20 protein-coding genes are annotated in these 22,886 nt (G+C 37.4%); 3 read left to right on the forward strand and 17 right to left on the reverse strand.

What is annotated here, in order from left to right; genetic code table 11:
* Positions 1–250 precede the first annotated feature (250 nt).
* From OQZ33_RS12580 to OQZ33_RS12630, 11 genes are all read right to left on the reverse strand, one after another.
* Positions 251–1,135 (reverse strand): DUF4349 domain-containing protein, encoded by an 885-nt coding sequence (locus OQZ33_RS12580; RefSeq protein ID WP_265799373.1) that lies wholly within the window; start codon positions 1,133–1,135, stop codon positions 251–253.
* 250 nt (positions 1,136–1,385) lie between these two features.
* Positions 1,386–1,604 (reverse strand): hypothetical protein, encoded by a 219-nt coding sequence (locus OQZ33_RS12585; protein ID WP_056850995.1) that lies wholly within the window; start codon positions 1,602–1,604, stop codon positions 1,386–1,388.
* Between the two features lie 58 nt (positions 1,605–1,662).
* Positions 1,663–2,427: a 5'-nucleotidase, lipoprotein e(P4) family gene (locus OQZ33_RS12590; RefSeq protein WP_265799374.1), complete on the reverse strand. Its 765-nt coding sequence runs from the start codon at positions 2,425–2,427 to the stop codon at positions 1,663–1,665.
* A 303-nt stretch (positions 2,428–2,730) separates the two neighbouring features.
* Entirely contained in the window at positions 2,731–3,624 is an 894-nt protein-coding gene (gene atpG / locus OQZ33_RS12595) for an ATP synthase F1 subunit gamma (RefSeq protein ID WP_056850998.1), read from the reverse strand.
* Positions 3,625–3,702: 78 nt separating this feature from the next.
* A complete protein-coding gene (gene atpA / locus OQZ33_RS12600) occupies positions 3,703–5,277 on the reverse strand; it encodes a F0F1 ATP synthase subunit alpha (protein WP_265799375.1) in 1,575 nt (524 codons plus the stop codon).
* A 220-nt stretch (positions 5,278–5,497) separates the two neighbouring features.
* Complete coding sequence (gene atpH / locus OQZ33_RS12605) at positions 5,498–6,037, reverse strand: ATP synthase F1 subunit delta (protein ID WP_265799376.1); 540 nt, start codon at positions 6,035–6,037, stop codon at positions 5,498–5,500.
* A gap of 93 nt (positions 6,038–6,130) precedes the next feature.
* Positions 6,131–6,625: a F0F1 ATP synthase subunit B gene (gene atpF / locus OQZ33_RS12610; protein ID WP_265799377.1), complete on the reverse strand. Its 495-nt coding sequence runs from the start codon at positions 6,623–6,625 to the stop codon at positions 6,131–6,133.
* 85 nt (positions 6,626–6,710) lie between these two features.
* Positions 6,711–6,923 carry an ATP synthase F0 subunit C gene (gene atpE / locus OQZ33_RS12615; protein ID WP_029287406.1) on the reverse strand — a complete coding sequence of 71 codons (213 nt, stop codon included), beginning with the start codon at positions 6,921–6,923 and terminating at the stop codon, positions 6,711–6,713.
* 40 nt (positions 6,924–6,963) lie between these two features.
* Positions 6,964–8,130 (reverse strand): F0F1 ATP synthase subunit A, encoded by a 1,167-nt coding sequence (gene atpB, locus OQZ33_RS12620; protein ID WP_265799378.1) that lies wholly within the window; start codon positions 8,128–8,130, stop codon positions 6,964–6,966.
* Positions 8,131–8,144: 14 nt separating this feature from the next.
* Positions 8,145–8,468 (reverse strand): hypothetical protein, encoded by a 324-nt coding sequence (locus OQZ33_RS12625; RefSeq protein WP_265799379.1) that lies wholly within the window; start codon positions 8,466–8,468, stop codon positions 8,145–8,147.
* 198 nt (positions 8,469–8,666) lie between these two features.
* A complete protein-coding gene (locus OQZ33_RS12630; protein ID WP_265799380.1) occupies positions 8,667–8,888 on the reverse strand; it encodes an AtpZ/AtpI family protein in 222 nt (73 codons plus the stop codon).
* 109 nt (positions 8,889–8,997) lie between these two features.
* On the opposite strand from OQZ33_RS12630, the gene OQZ33_RS12635 reads away from it, so the two are divergent.
* The 3 genes from OQZ33_RS12635 (at position 8,998) to uvrC (ending at position 16,064) form a co-directional block, all read left to right on the forward strand.
* Complete coding sequence (locus OQZ33_RS12635; protein WP_265799381.1) at positions 8,998–11,775, forward strand: tetratricopeptide repeat protein; 2,778 nt, start codon at positions 8,998–9,000, stop codon at positions 11,773–11,775.
* Between the two features lie 111 nt (positions 11,776–11,886).
* The gene (locus OQZ33_RS12640; protein ID WP_265799382.1) at positions 11,887–14,109 is read left to right on the forward strand and encodes a transglycosylase domain-containing protein; all 2,223 of its coding nucleotides are present in this window, start codon (positions 11,887–11,889) and stop codon (positions 14,107–14,109) included.
* A gap of 122 nt (positions 14,110–14,231) precedes the next feature.
* Complete coding sequence (uvrC, locus tag OQZ33_RS12645) at positions 14,232–16,064, forward strand: excinuclease ABC subunit UvrC (protein WP_265799383.1); 1,833 nt, start codon at positions 14,232–14,234, stop codon at positions 16,062–16,064.
* 147 nt (positions 16,065–16,211) lie between these two features.
* On the opposite strand, the gene gldN is transcribed toward uvrC, so the two are convergent.
* The 6 genes from gldN to OQZ33_RS12675 all read right to left on the reverse strand — a co-directional run bounded on the left by gldN (position 16,212) and on the right by OQZ33_RS12675 (position 22,865).
* On the reverse strand, positions 16,212–17,120 hold the full coding sequence (gldN, locus tag OQZ33_RS12650) for a gliding motility protein GldN (protein WP_265799384.1): 909 nt from the start codon (positions 17,118–17,120) through the stop codon (positions 16,212–16,214).
* 7 nt (positions 17,121–17,127) lie between these two features.
* The gene (gldM, locus tag OQZ33_RS12655) at positions 17,128–18,660 is read right to left on the reverse strand and encodes a gliding motility protein GldM (RefSeq protein WP_265799385.1); all 1,533 of its coding nucleotides are present in this window, start codon (positions 18,658–18,660) and stop codon (positions 17,128–17,130) included.
* Positions 18,661–18,701: 41 nt separating this feature from the next.
* Positions 18,702–19,511 carry a gliding motility protein GldL gene (gene gldL / locus OQZ33_RS12660; protein ID WP_265799386.1) on the reverse strand — a complete coding sequence of 270 codons (810 nt, stop codon included), beginning with the start codon at positions 19,509–19,511 and terminating at the stop codon, positions 18,702–18,704.
* Positions 19,512–19,556: 45 nt separating this feature from the next.
* Positions 19,557–20,882, reverse strand: coding sequence for an SUMF1/EgtB/PvdO family nonheme iron enzyme (locus tag OQZ33_RS12665; protein WP_265799387.1), 1,326 nt, complete (start codon positions 20,880–20,882; stop codon positions 19,557–19,559).
* Positions 20,883–21,102: 220 nt separating this feature from the next.
* Complete coding sequence (locus OQZ33_RS12670) at positions 21,103–21,873, reverse strand: uroporphyrinogen-III synthase (protein ID WP_265799388.1); 771 nt, start codon at positions 21,871–21,873, stop codon at positions 21,103–21,105.
* Positions 21,874–21,887: 14 nt separating this feature from the next.
* On the reverse strand, positions 21,888–22,865 hold the full coding sequence (locus OQZ33_RS12675; RefSeq protein WP_265799389.1) for a DUF4271 domain-containing protein: 978 nt from the start codon (positions 22,863–22,865) through the stop codon (positions 21,888–21,890).
* Positions 22,866–22,886 lie beyond the last annotated feature (21 nt).

Here is a 22,886-nt window from a genome sequence, read left to right on the forward strand (position 1 = left end):
CTTATTAAGCTAATAGCATCATCTAAAATACCTATAAAACCGGACAGAAGCTTTCCTAGAATAACATTTAGAAAAAGAAAAAACAGAATGCACCAGACATATAAATACCTTAAGTTAATAGCATTGGTGTCCTCACCGACCAACTTACTTAAACGCCGATACATTCTGTCCTATCGGTTAATACCTCCCCCATGCTCGGGAGAAAAACTCTTCTATCATTCCGTGGCAATCTCATGATGAAAATGAAATTCTATTGCCTATTTTCCATCATATTCCTGGTTGCCCTTTCCATGGCCACCTTATTTTTTCTCACAAAATATCTAAGGGTAAAGAAGGCTGCGATGCCAACAAGAACCAACATCCATAAGTTAGCAAGGGCGAGGATAATCTCTTTAAAAATAGTCCAGCCGTTTACGATGTTTAACCACAAACGGTTACCAAATGCCGGCCGATAATCGTAGAGATTGTCATTTGCAACGATCATTGTTTTAACCGTATTATCCTGGTAGAAGTTCAGCGTAATAGTGCTAAACTTCACCTTGGCATCAATACTTATGTTATCTATTTTCCGGTCGATAGATTCATCACTTAAATTCATAGAAGTTGTGATGTTAGCTGTTTTTTTGCTCGGGATTTCCCCAATTTGCTTAGAAGCATCTATCCTATTCTGGCCTTTTAACTGATTAGCCAGATAATTTATACTTTGATCATCAAGTTTTAAAGAAGAACTATTTACAAAAACAGCCATTTTCGCAATTGAGTTGGTAAACTCATCCAAGCCTTGTGCTGGGATCTTAGCTACCAAAATACCATCGGTTCTATAGGAAGTAATTTCCTTCGACGAGTCGGCTGTTAATTTAAATTTGTCGGTTTCTTGTATGGTACTATTGATAGAAAATTCGGCAACTGTTCCTCCTTCTGATCTAATAATCTGACTCAACTTTTCTTTGGTATTTTGAACATCCTTCACACGGAAGCGCATGTCGGCAGTTTTAATAATTTTAGCTGCAACTGAGGTATCTGGCATTTGTATTTCTATGGCTTCGGCAGCATTATCCGTAACGTATCCTTCTTTTTTGCTATTGCAGCCAAAAATTATTAAAATAATGGCAGCAGCAATGATATTCCTTTTCATGATTCTGGGGTTCTAATAAATTAATCATTTTAAATATATTCTTCAAATGGCCATTAGAAGTTAGACGTTTCTGGTTAGGTTAAGTCGTCATATTTCCCCTTTATACTAAAAATAGAAATAGGTAACCCAACCTTAAAAACGTTTAAGTTTAGATGCAATAGGACTGATTTTTCCATAAAAGGAAAGGCCGGTAAATAAAAAAGCCGATGATATTGGTATATCATCGGCTCTGTATTTAGAAAGAAATATTTTATGCGTCTAAAATTTTGAATACTCCTTTAATGCTGATGATCGCACCAATAAAAAGGATAATCCATGAAACCAATGATAACACCCAAGAATCGAATGCAAAACGAGCGTAAGTACCAACCATACAAATCAATACACCAAAAATCATTAGTTTATATATCCCTGGCTGATTAGCCGTTTTCATACTTTCTGTATTGTGCTTTAATTCGCTGTTCTCCATAATGTTTATTTTTATGATGCAGCAAAAGTAATACTTATTGCTGAATATTTATATATGTTTAGTAACTTTTTAATCGTTCTAAACGCTGTTTTGCTTTGTCTTCATCGTTTAGTTTTTCACCGGTGTACAATGGTTTTTCCCAATCGCCATACATGGGGTTTGGTAACACAATAAATTTGATCCCAAAAAGGTTTTGATTTGCATTTACCTGATCGAAAGTATTCTTTTGTTCACGGTAAAAAATGTTAGAAAAATCGCTCAAATTATCGCCACAAAGCAAGAGTATATCATGAGTTTCAGCGATTTTTTGGCGTCGAGGTTGTTTATTCGAAGTTCCTTTTGCAACTAATAAATGCGCATCATCTGCATAAGGAAAACCAAAAGCTTGTAAATTTTTAAGCGTTGCGGCATAATCCTTTTCATCGCGATTGCTGAGGTAAAAAGTTTCAATATTTTTTGAAGCTGCAAACCTCAAAAATGCCAATGCTCCTGGTACGGTATCGCCTTTCGCCAGGCTGGTCCACGCTGTCCAATCGGCAGGATTATAACTCAAGCCTTTTTTAATTTCGTGTCCTTGAAATGGAGAATTATCTAACACGGTTTCATCTATGTCTACAATAACGCAGTTCGGTTTTTTGCTGGTATCAGCCCACATTGCTTCTTTTAGTGACAAGCGAGCGAAGTTATAAGCCTGAAAACATAACGCCCGATATTCGCCACTGGTTTGCTGCCAAAGTACGGCATTGGTGTAATCTCTGGCTGGATTTTGAGCTGACGCAAAAAAAGGGAGGAGTGATAGAATGATGAAGATGTATTTTTTCATAACTGGAAATTATTGACAAAATAGAATTAGAGATCCAATAAAAACATAATCATTCTGGATTTCATTCCAAAATAATCATAATAATTTTGGATTATAATTAAATCTGTTTTAAAACTAGATGTATCTATATCTAATTTAAATTGAACACAAAAGTAACTATAGCCTTTACCAAAGCACATAAAGACTAATTATTTGTTTTCTTTGCCCCTTTGGTAGCAACCTCAAACGCTCAGCATAAAAAAGCCCATTTCAATTAAGAAATGGGCTTATAATATTATAATGAGTCTTGACTCCAGACTAAACTTATCCGTTCAACGCTGCTGCACCACTTACAATCTCCGTTAACTCAGTTGTAATTGCTGCCTGACGAGCTTGGTTATAAGAAAGTTTCAAGGCCTTCAACAACTCGCCAGCGTTTTCAGTTGCTTTATCCATTGACGTCATACGGGCACCGTGCTCAGATGCGTGAGAATCTAACACAGCTTTGTATAACTGAATTTTAATAGACTTAGGGATTAATTGCTCTACAATTTCTTCCTGAGAAGGCTCTAAAATATAATCAACATTTGCTGCCTTTTTCTCTTCTTTAGTTTCTGCAACTGCTTCTACTTTTGGAAGAGGCAATAATTGTTCAGTAGTAATAAACTGTACGGCTGCGTTTCTAAAACGATTGTAAACTACTTCCACTTTATCAAACTCGCCCTTTAAAAAGCCAGCCATAATGGCATCTGTAATCTTAGTTACATTTTCAAAAGTTAAAGCAGAATACACTTCATTATTGTTGCCAATAACATTGTATTTACGTTTTTCGTAAAAATCTTGAGTTTTCTTACCGATAGAAATAATGCTTACGTTACCGTTTTTAAACTGTTCGCTATATTTTTCTGCAATTAAATTATTGGCCGCTTTAATTACGTTCATGTTAAAAGCACCAGCCAAACCACGGTTTGATGATACCGTCACAATTAAAACCTTATTAGGTTCACGCTCTTGGATAAAAGGCGATGAAGAACCTTCCAAACTTGCAGAAAGATTTCCTAAAATCTCTTTCAGTTTCGTTGCATAAGGACGTAAAGCGATAATTGCATTTGTAGCACGTTTCAACTTCGCCGCCGAAACCATTTTCATAGCTTTGGTAATTTGCTGTGTTGATTGTACCGATGCAATCCGGTTTCTTACTTCTTTTAAATTAGCCATTCTTTATAATAGTCTTCAGTCTTTAGTCTTAAGTCTATAGTCGACTAACGACTGTGGACTTAAGACTGTTGACTAAATTTAGTATTTACTTGAAATCTCTTTTGCTACTGTATCTAAAACGCCAGTAATGGTATCATCAAATTTACCAGCCTTTAAAGCCGCTAAAGTTTCTGGATGACGCATTTCTAATTGAGTTAAATATTCAGTTTCAAATTCTTTAACCTTGTTAACAGGGACGCTACGCATTAAATTTTTAGTACCTGCATAAACGATTGCAACTTGTTTCTCTACCGTAAATGGAGAAAACTGCGCTTGTTTTAACATCTCTACGTTACGGGCACCTTTATCTAAAACTGATTTCGTTGCAGCATCTAAGTCAGAGCCGAATTTAGAGAAAGCCTCTAACTCGCGGTATTGAGCCTGATCTAACTTTAAAGTACCTGCTACTTTTTTCATCGATTTAATTTGAGCATTACCACCCACACGTGATACCGAAATACCTACGTTAATAGCCGGACGGATACCCGAGTTAAACAAGTTCGACTCTAAGAAAATCTGACCATCAGTAATCGAAATTACGTTAGTTGGAATATATGCAGAAACGTCACCCGCTTGAGTTTCGATAATTGGTAAAGCTGTTAATGAACCACCACCTTTAACGATATGTCTAATCGAATCTGGTAAATCATTCATGTCTTTAGCGATATCATCATTCGCATTGATTTTCGCAGCTCTTTCTAACAAACGACTGTGTAAATAGAAAACGTCACCTGGATAAGCCTCACGACCCGGTGGACGACGAAGTAATAATGACACCTCACGGTAAGCAACTGCCTGTTTAGATAAATCATCATAAACAATTAGAGCTGGTCTACCTGTATCGCGGAAAAACTCGCCAATTGCAGCACCAGCAAAAGGAGCATAAAACTGCATTGGAGCAGGATCAGCAGCCGAAGCAGCAACAACAACAGTATATGGTAAAGCGCCATTTTCTTCCAGTGTGCGTACAATGTTAGCAACGGTAGAGTTTTTCTGACCGATAGCTACATAAATACAAAACACAGGCTGGCCTGCTTCATAAAATTCTTTTTGGTTAATAATAGTATCGATACAAACAGCAGTTTTACCAATCTGACGATCGCCAATAACCAACTCACGTTGACCACGACCAATTGGAATCATTGCATCAATTGCTTTAATACCCGTTTGTAAAGGCTCATTTACCGGCTGACGATAAATTACACCTGGTGCTTTACGCTCTAAAGGCATCTCGTAAGTTTCACCTAAGATTGGACCTTTACCATCTAAAGGCTCACCCAAAGTGTTCACTACGCGGCCAAGCATACCTTCACCAACTTTAATAGAGGCAATTTTTTTGGTACGTTTAATGGTATCACCTTCTTTAATCTCGTCAGATGCACCCAAAAGTACCACACCAACGTTATCTTCTTCAAGGTTTAATACAATGCCTTGCAGGCCGTTTGCAAATTCAACCAACTCACCCGATTGAACTTTAGTTAAACCGTAAACACGGGCAATACCGTCGCCCACTTGCAACACGGTACCAACTTCTTCCAGTTCGGTTTCTGATTTGAAGCCCGCCAATTGCTGTCTGATAATTGCCGAAACTTCGTCTGGTCTTACCTCTACCATAGTTTTAATTATATCTTTTTGTAAATGTAAATCTTGTAGTTCTTTTGTTATTCTAGTCCCACTTCTGCTTAACCTTTGTCCTTCAACTACGCTCTGGATGACAAAAATACCGCTGTCAATCGGGTTTATATATTATTGTGCTATAGCCCTTTGTTATTTCAGTCTCCCTCAAAGTTTAACAAAGTCAGTCTTGATACTCAATACTAAATACTTTATACTTCTAAGCAGCAAATTCTTTTTTAAGTTTACTTAAACCACTGGCAATACTTGCATCAAATTGCTTATCACCTACTTTTAAAATAAACCCACCAATCAGCTTCTCATCAATTTTTTCTTTAACGATAACTTCATTGGCACCTAATTCTCTTTTTACAATGGCAATAATCTCCTGCTTAGCAGTTGGGCTTAAAGTAGTTGCTGTAGTTACATCAGCAGTTACAATACCTTTAATTTTATTATACTGTTGAATAAATTGTTTTGCAGTAGCAAATAAAATAGCCGAACGGCCTTTATTAACAACAATTTTAAAAAAAGCAAGGGTCAACTTACCTAGTTTATCAGCAAAAATTCCATTCAATATGCCAATCTTTTTATCTAAAGGCACAATTGGGTTCTTCAATATCGCTTCTAGTTCAGGAGTTTCATCAACCACTTTTTCAAATAAAACCATATCATTATAAGATTCAGCCAGGCCGTTATTTTCAACAGCTAAGTCGATTAATGATTTGGCATATCTGCCTGCTACTTTAATTTCTGACATATATTTGAGTTGAAAGTTGAAAGTTGAAAGTTGAAAGTTTAACCCAGAGATTGAAACTTTGAACTTTGCACTTTAAACCTTGTACTTTGAAACTTAATTTAATTCAACGTCTTTTAACAAATTAGCTACTAAAGCTTCTTGTTTTGTTTTATCATCCAATTGGTTACGCAAAACACGTTCAGCAATCTCTAATGATAAAGTAGAAACCTGATCTTTCACTTCAGCCAAAGCCACTTTCTTTTGGTTTTCAATCTCGATTTTTGCTTTCTCGATCAATTTAGAACCTTCTACTTGTGCTTGTTTTTTAGCCTCGTTTAAAATACTATCTTTTAGCGTTTTGGCTTCTTTCAAAATCTCATCGCGTTCAGCACGTGCTTGTTGCATCAAATCTTGATTTTGAGCAGTTAAACGAGCCATTTCTTGCTTAGCTAACTCCGCTTTGTTTAAAGCCTCATCAATACTTTGCTCACGCTCATGAATAGCTCCTAAAATTGGCTTCCATGCAAGTTTTCTAAGTAATAGTAATAGGAAAATAAAAGCTAAAGCTGTCCAGAAAACCAATCCAATACTTGGGGTAACTAATTCCATTTTTTATATTTTTTTATTGACTTTTTCGTTAAAATCGGGAAAACAACCAATCGTCGAATTCCCGATTAATAATTCTAAATTGCTATTAAACGCCTAAGCCTAATAATGCAACTACCACACCGAATAATGCAGCACCCTCAATAAGGGCAGCAGCAATAATCATTGCAGTTTGAATTTTTGATGCAGCCTCAGGCTGACGAGCAATACCTTCCATTGCTTTACCACCTACATGACCGATACCGATACCGGCACCAATTACTGCTAAACCGGCACCAATTGCCGCGATTGAACCTACCATAACTAATTTAATTATATAATTTGTAAAAAATAGTTTTCTGTTAATGATGCTCTTCTACTGCCATTCCGATAAACAGCGCAGATAACAATGTAAAAATAAACGCTTGTAAAAATGCTACCAATAATTCCAAAACATCCATAAATAAAACGAATGCAACTGAAACAGGAGCGATAGCTAATGTTTTGAAAATAAAAATCAGCGAGATTAAACTCAACACAATGATGTGACCAGCGGTAATGTTTGCGAACAAACGAACCATTAAAGCGAACGGCTTTGAAATAATACCAATAAGCTCTACAGGTATCATGATTGGATATAGCCACCAAGGCACATCTGGAGTAAGAATGTGTTTCCAGTAATATTTGTTACCGTTTAAGTTAACTACTAACATGGTAGCTGTTGCCATCACAAAAGTTAAAGCAATATTACCGGTTACGTTTGCACTACCAGGGAAAACTGGAAATAAACCTAATAAGTTATTAAATAGGATGAAAAAGAATATTGTTAACAAGTAGGGCATAAACTTTGCGTATTTATGTCCGATGTTTGGTTTTGCGATATCATCTCTCACAAATATGATCACCGGCTCCAAGAAAGACTGTAATCCTTTTGGAGCTTTCCCAATTCTCTTTCTGTAGCTGGCAGCTATTGAACCGAAAATAACCACAATCAAAAGAATGGAAATGAACATCGCAGCTACATTTTTTGTAATTGAGAAATCAATTACTGTATCAGATGCTGCTTCATCAATTTGGCCGTCAGCACCAACTACTTTAATGTTCTTGTTGAACATATCTTTAGTCATGCTTTGTTTTAAACCTGTTACCAAACGGTATTTATTGTATTTACCTTGATAATCTTGCTCACCATGATGAAAATGTGCTGAAGAAAAAACTTCCAGACCACCAGCAGTATATAGAATTACTGGAAGAGGAATCGAGGTGTGTCCCCATAAATGCCACACATGCGAATCTGCGATGTGTTCCATAATCACTTTAGTTGGCTCGAACTTCTCTTCACCGTGTTCTGTTGCTCCGTGCTCGCCGGAAACTGCATGAGCAGATTCAGCAACAACACTATCAGGAGAAGCAATAGTACTATCAGCCTGGGCGAAAGTATTATTTCTGATAGATAAAAACGCGATTAAAAGCGTAAAAACAAAGATTACCTTCTTAACTTTCGACACAAAAACTTGGTTACAATCCATTTATTGGCAGTTTTTTACTTTAAATTTTGGTGGCGCAAGTTACGCAACAAACAGTATATTTCAAAGGCTGTAAACAATAAATACACAGAAAAAAAATTTAGTGCAAAAAGTAGCCCGTTTCCCTTTGCTTTTATACTGTAAACCAGCACAAAAGCCATACAAAAAATCATCTTCACTGCAATTGATCCCATGATCGCCATCACGCCTACCTCAGGATCACGTTTTATACCGATATCAACCAGCATATATGCGATGTAGGTGATGCCAGCCATAAAGCCAAAAATTACCCAAAAATTCTTAACCAAAATCTGCTTTTCAGGAAAAATGTTGGGTAACACAGCGATTATAGCTATCAGTATTCCAACAAAAATGAAGTAGATGCTTGTAAACTTGGTTAGCGTCAAAGGAATAATTCTTTACAATTAAAAACTTTGGCAAAGATAAGATTTAAGGATGAAATATTGTTAAATTGTTTGATTTCTAAATAGTTTACCATCAAATTAAATAGCAATGAAGCGATTTAAGATGGGCACGGTTTATCGTGTAGCTTGCTTTATAGCCTGATATAATGCAATGCCCACACCAGCAAGTGCAAATGCAGCCGTTATTAACTTTGTTTTACTATTTCGATGTTCATCTATTTTATAGCCTATAAAAGTTAACAATCCAATAGTGGCAATCATTTGAAAGCCTATGGCTGAATATTTTGCCGCTGCATTTACTTTTTTTGATGTATCTTCTTCTTTAGGATTTTCCATTTATAAATGCAATAATTAAGTTAACTTTGAATATTAAGTTTTGCCAACAAAGAAAATATTCTTGCTAAAATTTTGTTTGTTGTATATTCACTAACGCGACTGATTATACTTGAAAAAATACTCCAACCAGACCTTCAATCCCCTCATCATTCTTTTCAGCCTGCTTTTTGCTTATGGCTGTGTAGCAAATAAAGATACTGCTATCGACCGTAAGTTTCAAAACTTGACGGCACGCTATAACTATATCTATAATTCTAAGGTACTGCTCACCGAATATAATGACGGTTTACTGCAAAGTTACCCTGATAATTACGAAAAAACATTACCTGTTTATCTTGATCCAGAACCACAGGTTAATTTAGTGCTTACTCCAGGTGCTCCAAATAAACAACTTGATGAGGTAATTACAAAAGGACAAACTATCATTAACGATAAAAGTTTCAGTAATTATATAGATGATGCTTACATGCTTTTAGGCAAAGCGAACTATTTAAAAGGAAACTATTTCATTGCATCCGAATATTTTGATTATGTGGCTAAAGCTTACGACAAAGATCTACAGACCTTTATTATGGCCATGAACTGGAAAGCACGCAGCCAAATGGAATTAAATAATATGGTGGTGGCTGAGAAAATTCTAGATACCATGCTTCGTGCTGCCGATAATCTAAAGAAAGATATCGCCGAACCTTTGGCTACAACCGCCCAAATGAGGATATATCAAAAAAGAAATAAAGAGGCAATCCTGCTGCTCGAAAACGCTGTTCGGTCAAGCGATGAAAAACAATTCCGTATCCGATGGCGGTATATTTTAGCGCAACTGCAAGAACAGGAGAACGACCTTCAAAATGCATTTATTAATTACACAAAAGTTGAAAACAGTAATGCACCATTTGAAATGTATTTCCATGCCAATTTGCAACGCATAAAGCTAAGGGCATTGATTAGCGGCTACAAAGTCGATGAAGACAAGGCGTTGTTGGCGTTACTAAAAGACGATAAAAATTTCGACTATACCGATCAAATATATTATCAGGTTGGCGAGCTTTTCTCGAAGGAAGGCAAATTTGTGAAAGCAGAAGAAAACTATCAAAAATCAGTTCAGAAGAGCACAAAAAATCAAAACCAAAAAGCATTATCTTATTTAAAAATTGCCGATTTAAATTTTAAGGAGCTTAACAACTACATCAAGGCAAAACTATACTATGATAGCACGGTGTTGATTATGCCAAAAAACTTTCCTGATTATGACAACATTGTTAAAAAGGCAGATAATCTTCAGTATTTAACAGATCGTTACACGATAATTTCGAAAGAAGACACAGCTCAAATGATTGCGAAGTTACCAGCAACGGATCGCGAGGCAAAAGTGAAAGCGTATTTAACTCAGAAAATTGAAGTAGCAACTATTCCGATTGCAAATAATCAAAGCCTTAATAATCCCGATTTTCCGAACCAGACTTTAAATTCACCTCAAACTGGTTCTGGTAATACTTTCTATTTTAACAACAATGCAGCAATAAGTACTGGTTTTGCCGATTTTAAAAAGCGCTGGGGCAACAGACAATTAGAAGATAACTGGCGTCAAAGCCAGCGCTCATCTGCTCAGGAAAATGCACAGGTAATGTCTGGCGGAAACGTAGCCAACACCATCGCCCCTGCAAATGGAACAACTGCCGCAACAACAGCAGATCAAACTTCGATAGAGAGACAATATCTGGACGCATTGCCAGTTACACCAGAACTGCTTATTACTTCAGATCAGAAAATTATAGATGCTTATTTTGAAATCGCTAGTTTCTATCAGCAAGAGCTGAACGACAAAAAAGAAGCTAATAAAATTTACGATGAACTTTTAAGAAGATATCCAAACAATAACCACCTCGCTGCCATTTATTACAGCTTATACCTAAACAACAAAGGTGTTGATGAGAATAGATCAAATGAGCTTAAGCAGTTAGTGCTAACAAAATACCCTGAATCGAATTACGCCAAAACGATTTTAGATCCATCATTTTCTGCCAAACAGAGTGCGATGGAAAACATGGCAAATAAAAACTACAACGTGGCTTTTGAGGCCTACGCTAAAAAGGATTATCCAAGCGTAATTAAACAAGCCAATGATAATGTAAACGCGTTTCCTGATGACGATCTGGCCCCACAATATGCCTACTTAAAGGCAATTGCCGTTGGCCGTACCTCGAAACTAGATCCATTATTGGCCGAGTTTAATTCCATTACCGCCCAATACCCAAACGATTTGATTGTTACGCCATTAGTGCGCGATCATTTAAAGTATATTGAAGCAAACCTGGCTGAGTTTAAGCAGCGCCCTGTTGCCTTGATCGACTTTGATTCAAACGAGCCTCGTTTCCTGAGCCAGGTAAAACCAATTGCTTTACCTACAAAGCCGCTGAATACAGATATTAATGCTGCCGCAGAAGTGAAACCAGTAGAAACCGCTGTAAAACCAATGGAGAAACCCAAGGAAGTTAAACCTGTTGACGTAGTAAAACCCACCAGCATTTTTAGCGCAGCCACATCTAACGAGTATTATTATGTTATCGATGTAGCCGATGCTACATTAACTTTAAGTTCGTCACGCTTCGGGATTGGTCAGTTTAACCGTGGAAATTATCCAGATAATGATCTCGCGCACAAATTGGTTGAGCTGGATAATAACCAATTGATTTATATTACCAGTTTTATCGATTTAGAAGATGCGAAGATTTACGAATCGAGCATTGCTGGTCAGTTAAAAAACATAATGAAAGTTCCGGCAAATCTTTACAGAGGATTTATTATCAGCAAAGAGAATTTCGAAAAGCTGAATAGCAGAGATCGCGTTAATGAATATTTGGAATTTTTAAAAGACAACTATAAATAGGCATATAACTGCCTAAAAAAAGGCCGAAAAAAGAGTTCATCAAAATTTTAATAAATTTGTGGCCAAAATGGCTTCCAATTTGCTAGGCCTTTGCATTAATTACAACACAAAATGAATAAATCCCTTTCTGCACAAGAAACAAAAAGTTATAGTTTAATCATCTGGAAAATCTTGGTAGGCGGAATAGCGCTTTTTGCCATTTTTATATCTATGATCGGACTTGGTCTTTTTGGCGAATTACCTTCTTTCAGAGATATTGAACACCCAAAAAGTAACCAAGCATCAGAAATTATTGCGGAAGATGGACGCCCTCTGGGAACCTATTTTGTACAAAACAGATCCAATGTTACCTATAAAGATATTTCCGAAAATGTGATCAATGGCTTAATTGCAACTGAGGATACCCGTTTCAAAGATCACTCAGGAATCGATTTCAAACGTACCTTCACCATCATCGGCTATAATTTAATCGGCAAAAAACAAGGTGCAAGTACAATTACTCAACAGTTGGCCAAAAATCTATTTCCGCGAGAATCCAACCTGAATTTTTTCTCTTTGGTACTCACCAAATTTAAAGAGTGGATAGTTGCAGTAAAGTTAGAGCGTAATTACACAAAGGAAGAGATCATCACGATGTACCTCAATACTGTAGATTTCGGTAATCAGGCTTATGGAATTAAATCAGCAGCAAGAGTTTATTTTAATACCACTCCCGATAAACTAACTTTAACCCAGGCGGCAACTTTGGTTGGCATGCAAAAGGGGATTACGATGTACTCGCCTACCCGACATCCGGAGCGTTCGAGAAACCGGAGAAATACTGTTATGGCTATGATGGTAAAATCTGATTTGTTAACCCAAAAAGATTTTAACGAAGAAAAAGAAAAACCTTTAGGTTTGAAATTTAATGCTGCAACTGTCAATGATGGCATTGCACCGTATTTTAGATCAGTTTTGAAAAACGATATCAAAACAATCTTCCAGGAGCAGGGAATAGTAAAGCCAGATGGTACACCATATGATTTGGACCGTGATGGATTGAAAATCTACACCACCTTAAATTTCGACATGCAGAAATATGCCGAAGAAGCCCAAAAAGAGTATATGAAGGTTTTGCAGGCCCAGTTTATCAGTAGTTGGAAAGGGATAAATCCATTTAAAGGAAAAGAATTACAAATTGAGCAAGGTGTAAAAAGGTCAGATCGGTATAAAGCCTTAAAACTGGAGGGTAAATCTGACGAGGAAATAAAAGAAAATTTCAACACTAAAGCAGAGATGACCATTTTTACCTGGAAGGGTGACATTGATACCGTTATGAAACCCATTGATTCGGTTCGCTATTATAAAATGTTATTGCGTAATGCGATGATGACGATGGATCCAACAAACGGCCATGTGAAGGCCTGGGTTGGGGGAATTGACTATGAGCATTTTAAATATGATCAGGTAAAAATGGGAACCAGACAAGTAGGGTCAACAGCTAAACCATTTACTTACGCCGTTGCTATTGAAAATGGATATTCGCCTTGTTATACCGTTTCTAACACACCGGTAACGATTGAAGGTTACGGAGAAAACTGGACGCCGAGGAACTCAGGAAAACCACTTCCTGGCGCCATAACACTACAAAAAGCACTAGCTTATTCTCAAAATTATGTGACGGCATTTTTGATGAAACAGGTTGGACCAGTAGCAGTTTCCAATTTGGCAACCAAAATGGGTATTCCAAATGTTCCTGCTTATCCTTCCATTTGCCTTGGAACCTTCGATTCATCTATCTATAACATGGTGGGTGCTTATGGTGCATTCGCAAATAAAGGCGTTTATACAAAACCAATTTACTTGCTGAAGATTGAAGATAAAAATGGGGTTGTGCTTTTCTCGCAAAAAGAGATTCCAAAACCGATCATGAGCGAAGAGGTGGCCTACGTAATGACCAGAATGCTGAAAGGGGTTGTCTCAAATGGAACAGGCTCCAGATTGAATTATAAGTACAAAGTTAACGCACCAATCGGCGCAAAAACAGGCACCACACAAAATAACTCTGATGGTTGGTTTATGGCCATTACACCCCAGTTAGTAACCGGTATCTGGACCGGTTGCGAAGATCGGGCATTCCATTTTATCAGTACCAATCAGGGAGAGGGTGCAAATACGGCGCTTCCTATTTTTGCAGGCTTTATTAAACGGGTTTACGCAAACCCGGCGTTAAAAATAAGTCATGCTGATTTTGAAGCCCCGAAAGCAGGCGTATCCATTACCTACGATTGTAACCAATATCAGCAACAGGAAGAGGAAACCAACCCTGAACTCGATGAGAAATTAGGCTTTTAATCCAAGCATGGATAGTCTGAATCTTTGCGTAGCTTATGGACGAGCCGAAATTCTTTTACACAACATTGAATCCTTATCGGTTTAGATAGCGGTTTCGCATTTGAATACTATTTTTGTAATTAATGAGCACTTTTGACCATAAAACCGCACTGACCGCAATTCCGCATAAACCTGGTGTTTATCAATATTGGGATGCAGATGGAAAGTTGATGTATATTGGTAAAGCAAAAGACCTTCGCAACCGCGTTGGCTCTTATTTCAATAGCGATAAGCAACAATTTAACGGCAAAACCAGAGTGCTGGTTTCCAAAATCAGGAAGATAACTTTTACTATTGTTGATACAGAGATTGATGCCTGGTTGCTTGAAAATAGTTTGATCAAAAAGCATCAGCCTAAATTTAATATCAATTTAAAGGACGATAAAACCTACCCATGGATAATCGTTAAAAACGAACCCTATCCACGCATTTATTGGACTAGAAAAGTAATCAAAGATGGATCAACCTATTTCGGCCCTTATGGCTCCATTGGCATGATGCACACTATCTTAGATCTAATTAAGGAAACATATCCTCTACGAACTTGTTCGCTGCCATTAAATGATAAAAATATTGCTGAAGGCAAGTTTAAAGTTTGTCTGGAATTTCAGATTGGAAATTGTAAAGGCCCATGTCAGGCCTACCAAACAGAAAGTGATTACAACCAGAATATTGTTGAGATTAAAGAGATTTTAAACGGCAAAATTGGTAATGTGATTAGGGATGTCAAGGGCATTATCAAGACTGCTTCAGAAGAATTGAACTTCGAACTGGCACATCAATATTCGCGAAAACTTCAGGTTTTAGAGAAATATCAAAGTAAGTCGACCGTGGTTAATAGTGCCATTACCAATGTTGATGTGGTGAGCATTGCTTCTGATGAGCGTTATGCTTTTGTGAACTACCTGAAAGTGATGAACGGAACTATCATTCAAACGCAAACTATTGAAATTAAAAAGCAATTGGATGAAAGTGATGATGAACTTTTGATCACAGCGATGTTGGAGTTCAGAACAAAGTTCAACAGTACATCAAAAGAAATAATTATTCCATTTGAACCCTCTTTGGAAGATGAAACGTTAAAATTTACGGTTCCAAAACTCGGTGAAAAAAAGAAACTTTTAGAGCTGTCGCAGAAAAACGTATTGTTTTTCAAAAAAGAAAAACTAAATCAATACGAAAAGTTAAATCCTGATTTAAGGACAGATCGCATTTTAACAACCATGCAAAAAGATTTGCGACTAACGCAATTGCCGAAGCATATTGAATGTTTTGATAACTCCAACTTTCAAGGCAAATACCCTGTCTCGGCAATTGTTGTTTTTAAAGATGCCAAACCTTCCAAGAAAGATTATCGCCACTTCAACGTGAAAACAGTTGAAGGTCCAAATGATTTTGCGACCATGGAGGAGGCTGTGTTTAGACGTTATAGGCGCATGCTTGACGAAGACCAGCCTTTGCCTCAACTAATTATTATTGATGGCGGTAAAGGGCAGCTTTCATCGGCCATGAAAAGCTTGAAGTTGCTTGGCATCGAAAATCGAGTAACGGTTATTGGTATTGCGAAACGATTGGAAGAACTTTTCTATCCAGGTGATTCGTTTCCGCTTTATCTCGATAAAAAATCAGAAACGTTAAAAGTAATTCAACAACTCCGTGACGAAGCGCACAGGTTTGGTATTACCTTTCACCGCAAAAAGCGTGATCAAGGAACTTTAAAAACCGAATTGGAACAAATTGAAGGCATTGGTAAAACTACAGCCGACAAATTGCTAAAACATTTTAAATCGGTTAAGAAAATAAGAGAAGCTACAGAAAAAGAATTAAGCGAGGTGCTTAATAAAAAGCAGATGATAACTTTGCAGGATTATTTTACCCCGCAGCCCCCTGAAAAGGGATTTGAAAATCCATCCTAATAGTTTAGGTGCACATCAATTTTTAGTAATAGAAATTAGTCAATTGCGTGCATGCGGTAAGAAGGCTTCATACCTCGCAATGACGATCTGTTTAACTGATGGGGAGCTAAAAACAAAAAAGCTCCGATGAAAATCGAAGCTTTTCCTTTAGTATTCCCAAAGTCCCTGTTCGTAATCAAGAACCGACTTTTTAATTCTTTCTGATTCGTATAGTCGTTGTCTAGGATCAGCAATAATATCTCTTAACTTATTATCTCCAGGATTTGATTCCTTAACAATATAACTGCTAAACAGACGGCGTATAAAAAAATCATCAAAGCTTAACGATGAAGCATCATTGTTGGTATTGATTAAACGTTTCTTTGTCAATATTTCCCTTGCTTCTGGATAATATACCCAAAAAACAGGTTGCCATTGCTTTGAAACCTCATTGTATTTCATTGGTGCAATACCTACAATACGTGGCTCAAAAATAGAACGTTTAACATCAAAAATCCAGTCTTCTTTAATTCTAAACTTTAAAAAAGATTCAGGATTAAGATCATTTGCAACAGTTTTTACAGTACCTGCTTTAGCATCTGTAACTTCTACGGTTCCGGCGGCTGCCATCATTGCAGAATCTTTCGTCATTGGTGTATTGAAAGCATCATCTTCGTTCAGCACACTATCAATAGGCGCATAAGCAGTTAATTCTTCGGCTTTAACAGCAGCTAAGATCACATCAATTAATCTTGATTTCGGAGACTTTAGCGATGAATTCACGGTATCCCTTAAGTCAATTTCTCTCCAGATACGCTTTGCATAAAATACATCTTCCTCTCTAACATCAGCCAAAGGCACCATTTCCGTACTATCAATATCCTTACGGGCATAAAAACCATCCTTCGGTGGAACCTTAAGCTTTTTCTTGGCTCCTTTAACTGGCGCTGCAACGGTATCGGCGACAGGTGCTGGTGCAACTGCAACTTTTTTTGGAGCCAATTTACTTGGCTTTTTCTGTGCGAAAGCCAACGTAGTAAATAAAGCCAAGGCAATGATGCTTACAATCCTTTTCATCTTCTTCTTATTTAACACTGAATGCTAATGAAGGTAAAACATTCTGGCGGCCATCAGGACCAACAGAAACGATATCTTCAAAAAATACTCTGGTACCTGGGGTTACAGAATTAATTGCCGCTTTGACAGCGCCAGCAAAATTACCACCACTACCAGAAATAGTAACCGCGTCTGAACGTGGTTTTATAACCGTTAATTTATAACGTTGAATTCTGAACTTTACATCGAAAGGGAAATCATCAAGATCTGCTTCGATTTCTGATTCACTTTTCAATTGAACAGAAGCGATGTCACCACCAGCTCTTCCACCAACTTTAGCTACTGGCTTTGGAATTGCTTTTACTCTAAATTTCTGTGCGCCTAAACTCACTGTTTTACCAGCATTGCTTGCACTTACGTTTATAGAAACTTCGCTCCCCACCTGTCCCCCAGAAACGTTTACACTGTAGTTTCCATTTGAACCAGACATTGATCCGGCCGATATAGAAGCACGAACACTTTCTAACGGAAAACCGGCAGCAGAAACCGTGAATGGGTTTGGAATACCAGCATAAATTACATTCATCTTTGTAGATGAAACGGTAGCAGATGGCTTTGCTACCTGATATTTTTGAGGCTGCGTTTTGTATTCCTTAACTTGTCCATCAGTTTGGCGAACACGAATAGTACCTACCCAAGTAAATTCACCAACGCTGCTTGTACCACCCGTGTAAGTTCCTTTACCTTCTTTAATGGATAATTTATTCCCGTTGACGGTAATATCAGGAGTTGATCTTGAATCACTAGCTGTCAAGAATACCTCAGCGGTATAAGGCTGTCCTTGAATAACATAAGATGTGGGTGCTACTGCTACGGCTGCAAACTGATCTAAGTTAACCTGAGCTTTATCCATATTTCCGAATAACTTTTTAACTACCTCTGCCTCGGCATTTTTAGTATCTGTTTGCAGTTTTGTCAAAATGGTCATCGCAGCTGTTAACGGTGTTCCCTCACCAAAGTAAGTTTCTTGCCAGTTGCCTTTTCTCTTTCTAACCGGATCTTTGGCCTCTAGTGAAAAAGCAACAGTTGCTCTATCAGCTGGATCTAGTAAGGAAATCAGCTTCTCACGCGTAGCGTTAATTCTTTTCTTTAATTCATCAGCTTTCTTTTGGTTGATCATGATATTCTGAGCAATATCCTGATTAGATCTGTTTACCAAATCATCAGTTTCCGGATCTATACCATCTCCAGCTGTAGTAAATTCTTTCTTTAAACTCTCAATGTAGTTATTCAGATTATCTGCAGCTGCCTGTGCTTGTTTAGCCTTCTCGTAAATCGGTTGTGCACGAGCCGGCTCTTCTTTCAGTTTCGAATTTTCGAAAGCAGAAAATAGCTGATTGATACTGGTGTTTACATTGTTTTTAGAGGTATCCAAACTATCGTTTATATTTTTGAATGCATCTAAAATTGTATCTGATACGTTTAAGGCAAGCATAGCCAACAATACCAAATACATGATATTGATCATCCGCTGCCTTGTTGTTTCTTTTCCTCCTGCCATGTGTTATGTAGCTTTTTTTTTAAAATTAAAAACTAGATAATTTATACACGTGGGCCATTCATAGCCGATAACATATTGCCATAAATCGAATTAAGCGATGCCAGGTTCTTCGCTAACTTATTCACTTCTTCTTTAAACTGTTTCGAATCTTCCATCGATTCGTTAAAGTTTTGCATAGTTAAAGATAAGTTCGAATAGAATTTATTCATCGATTTTAAATGTGCGCTTGAATCCTGTAGTTCCAATTCATACACTGCATTTAAAGCAGATAAGTTTTTAGCCAAGTTGTTAACCTGATCGTGATAAGCTTGAGAATCCACATTGCTCTCACCCATTGCTTTTAAGTTAGCTGTGGCTTTTTCAAAAGATGCGCTTAAATTATCAAAACCAGCAGACGCTGTTTTTACTTTGCTTGTAAATTCGTTTGTAGCAGTTGATGCATCAGCAACATTTGAAATCGTTGCAACTTTATCACCAAATGTGCGCAAACCAGAACCTAAACTCTCTATCAATTCCGGTCCAATTTTAGCCTCTGATAACATTTTATCGAATGCTGCTGTATTTCCTGCTGAAACAGGTGCCGCAACCGATCTTGCAGAAGCTGTTGGCAATTCACCTTTAAAATCTTCTCTTAATTCTGGATAAACCCTCTCCCATGCTGGTTCTGGTTCTGGTGGGAAAAACCCTGTTAGAAAGAATAATATTGCTTCTACGCCTAGACCTATACCAATCATATAGTTACCCACGATACCGCCAATGTGAAGAATTTTAAATAATGCTCCTACAATTACGATACTTGCTCCCCATGAAATTGCTACGTGTAACCAGCCTGGTTGTTTCTTTGCTGCCATAAAATTTTGATGTTTTTCTTAGTTTTTAGTTGTTTGGTTTGTTTTTTAATTTCTTAAATCAGTTCCTGGGTAAGAGGAAACGCATCTAAAGCCAATATATGATCTTTGTGTATCCTGATATTCATATGTTGAAACTGCATTTTGAAGGAAATATCCTGTATCCTTCCAAGAGCCACCTTTAATGATTTTACGTTTTTTATACTTGCTATCTCCAGCATTTGCATCGTAAGTAAAGTTTGGACTTAAATCATGTAATAATGGGGCTGCACCTTTATTATAAGCAGTAATTGTCCACTCAGAGACGTTCCCGGCCATGTTATACAAACCGTAATCGTTAGGAAAGTATGATCTTACACCAACCGTATAAATACCACCATCGCTAGAATAATCTCCGCGGCCAGGCTTAAAGTTAGCTTGTAAGCACCCTTTTGTATTTCTGATGTATGGGCCTCCCCAAGGATATTTTGTTTTGGTATTACCACCTCTGGCTGCATATTCAAACTCGGTTTCCGCTGGTAATCTGTAATCAGATCGCGAGCCTACAGGCATTCTCCTTGCCTGCGCAACACCATCATATAATCTTGTTCTCCACTGACCGAATGCTTTTGCCTGCTCCCAACTTACTCCCACCACAGGATAGTCATCATAAGAAGGGTGGCTATAGTAAGCACGAACCATTGGATCATTCATCGAGTATGAGTAATCTGTTTTCCAAACCATTGTATCAGGATAGATAGCAATGGTATAACGATCTATATAATCCTGACGTTTGCTATTCGGATTTTTATGTCCTAAAGCCGCTTTATCCATGTTAAGCTCCGCATACGAATACTCCAATTTGCGTACATCTATTTCCTTTTTTCCTGGTAAGGCATCTAATCCTGAATAGTACATGCCGTCCAATTGACTAACTTGAGCACCACTGGCACCTTTCCCTTTGTTCCGCCAAATATTTACACCATTGTTGCCTACTTTTTTCCAATCGATGTATTTTTCACCACCGAGTGCATTAGCTGCGTTTCCTTTTGGAGTAATCATAAACTGCTGTGGATTACCCATCATGGCAATTGCAATCGAATCTCTAACCCAATTGGTAAACTGACGATACTCAGCGTTTGAAATTTCAGTTTGATCCATAAAAAAGGCAGGAATAGTAGTCATCCTACTAGGACCATTCTGCGAGAAAGTAATATCTTCATCGGATCCGCCGAGTGGTGTATGCCCTGGCGGGATGTAAACCATACCCAAAGGGATTCTGTTGTTTTTGAATTTCCGGTTATAAGCCCCCACTAGCTCGCCCTGACCCCCATGGCCACAACTTGCTAGCAAAACAGTTATACCCGCAATAGCTAGAAGGTAGATTTTCTTCATATTTTTTATAATGTGCCAAGCACGATTAGGAGCAATTTTATCAAAAATCATCGAAATAATCAACAATTGCAAATATTTTTAGTTAAATCGTTTGTTTAAAACAAATTGGGCTAGTTAAACCCTGTTTGCCTAATTGTTTGTTACAAATAAAAGCGTAACCCTGTTATAACAGCAAAGTTACGCTTTTATTGTGTTGACTAAGAATAGATTGTCGAGTGTATTATTTATTAGATACTTTAATATAATTTTCAATGGCCATTGTCATTGAGGGAACACCTGGGGTTGGCGCTGCAATATCAACAGTCAGATCCATATCAGTACACGCTTTACTTGTATTTACGCCAAAGGCAGCAATACGGGTATTATTCTGTTTAAAATCAGGGAAATTTTTGAATAGCGATTGAATACTAGATGGGCTGAAAAAGGCGATTACATCATAAAAAACTTCGGCAAGATCAGATAAATCACTAACTACGGTTCTAAAAAGCACAGCAGGTGTAAAATTATAACCAGTCTTTTCCAAAAACTTCATGGTATCTTCTGTTGCTACATCAGAACAAGGGTATAAAAACTTTTCGTTCGCGTGTTTTTTTAGCACTTCAGCCAAATCTGCAGCGGTTTGTTTACCAAAGAAAATCTTACGCTTTCTGTACTGAATGTATTTCTGAAGATACAAGGCGATGGTTTCAGACAAGCAAAAATATTTCAATTCTGCAGGAACATCATAACGCATTTCTTCACAAATTCTGAAAAAATGATCGGCAGCATTCCTACTGGTAAAAATAACAGCCGTAAAATCGGCTAGGTTAATTTTGTCTTTTCTAAAGTCTCTTGCTGGCACTCCTTCAACATGAATGAACGACCTAAAGTCAACCTTTAAATTGTGCTTTTTGGCCAAATCGTAGTAAGGAGATTTTTCTGTTTCAGGTTTTGGTAAAGTAACCAAAATACTTTTCACTTTGCGAATTCTGGAGTCGTTCTTTTCTTGCATTTTCCTTTTTCCTGCTACAATCCTATCGTTTTAATTAGTATTAAAATAGGACATATTTCGAGGGCGCAAAAGTACAAAAATAAATGCATTTTGGAAAACTTATTGTTAGAAAGTATAGTAACCCCAGCCCTAAGCAATTGAAACGCAAAAATTACCCCTAACAATAAGACCGCCAATATGATATATACTTCTCCATATTTTAAAGGTGATAAAGCAAACGATACCACTAAAGGGATAAACAGCAGCGAGGCGTTAAAGTAACTAAGATACAATATGGAGATGTACTCACCTACGGGTTTTTGAACATTAAATAAAAATCCCAAAAACCTTAACACGACTAATTTTAAGGCATAGAACAGTATAATCGTGATCGAAATCGTGAAGAAAAACTTAAATCCATCCTTCGCTTGATACATATCTCTCCACTGGGCAACCAAAAAGAAAAACATTCCAAAAACGAAACCAAACTGAACAAATAAAAGCAGAAATGGCCATGAACTGAAAAGGTTATCTTCTTTGTTGATATTATTTAAAATCCGGTTACTAAAAAATGATTGTACAATTGCCGAGAGCTGTTTAGAAAAGGCGTTTTTCAAAATCGCAAAAATCACCAGCATCGCAAATATAAAACCAAGTAAGCCTACGTTACCTTTTGGAATTTGCGAGCCCAGTTGGTATGGATTTGCTTTTCGCTTAAGGTGTGCATATTTTTTCTGCCAGGCAATTATATCGAGTGATGGGAAGAGAAAATCCTTTTCAACACTATCTAGAAGGATGGTTTTGTCTAATAAACTATCGGGCAGCACCCAGGTATGTTTAACAATGGAGTCGGTAACAAATTTTTGCCGGGCAAGTGCAGCCGAATCCAAACGGTATCTCCTGAATTGATATTTCACCACCGCTGTTGAATCGGTATTCGCGGAAATCTGCTGTGCGACCAAGAAGTTGGATGACAACAAAAAAGCGAATAAAACGACAATGAACTTTGGCATGCTGCAAATAAAAATTAAGAA

It is taken from the genome of Pedobacter sp. MC2016-05, from assembly GCF_026239735.1.
Classification (GTDB): Bacteria; Bacteroidota; Bacteroidia; order Sphingobacteriales; family Sphingobacteriaceae; genus Pedobacter.